Here is an 800-nt window from a genome sequence, read left to right on the forward strand (position 1 = left end):
GCTACACTCGTAAGCGGCAGCGGCACCAATGCTTTACTRTACAGCTACACCGTGCAGCAGGGCGATATGGATATGGATGGTATTACACTCGGCACAGCAGTTACCGGCACTATCCGTAACACAGCAGGAAAGGATGCGGTGCTCACACTCAATAATGTAGGCAACACTACCGGSGTACTGGTAAATACCACTAATCCGGGTGTAGTCATTTCCACTACTGCTACCTCGCCGGTGATAGCACCATTCACAGCGACCATCACCTTCACCGAAGCAGTGACTGGATTTACGCTGGGCGACATTACCACCACCAACGCTACTTTAAGCGCATTCCAGACAACGGACAATATTACTTACACCGTACTCGTAACACCTGCCACAGATGGCGCAGTAACCCTCCAGGTACCCGCCAGTGTAGCCGTGAACGTGGGCAATAATAGTAATACCGCTTCCAATACATTAAGTCTCATTTTTGCAGGAACAGCTCCAGTGGTAACAGCAGTAGATGTACCGGCAAATGCTATTTACAGACTTGGCCAGGTACTCTCCTTCACCGTTCACTTCAGTGAGCCAGTGAATGTTACCGGTGCCTCATCGCTGGATGTAATCATAGGCGCCACCACAAGATCCGCTACACTCGTAAGCGGCAGCGGCACCAATGCCTTACTATACAGCTACACCGTGCAGCAGGGCGATATGGATATGGATGGTATTACACTCGGCACAGCAGTTACCGGCACTATCCGTAACACAGCAGGAAAGGATGCGGTGCTCACACTCAATAATGTAGGCAACACTACCGG

At 50.9% G+C, this 800-nt stretch carries 1 protein-coding gene; it reads left to right on the forward strand.

The annotated features are described in order from the left end of the window. On the forward strand, positions 1-800 hold an 800-nt coding region (locus tag AC1DCV_RS35710; RefSeq protein WP_477027672.1), incomplete at both ends, for an Ig-like domain-containing protein.

This window comes from Chitinophaga sp. 10T418, from assembly GCF_056394125.1.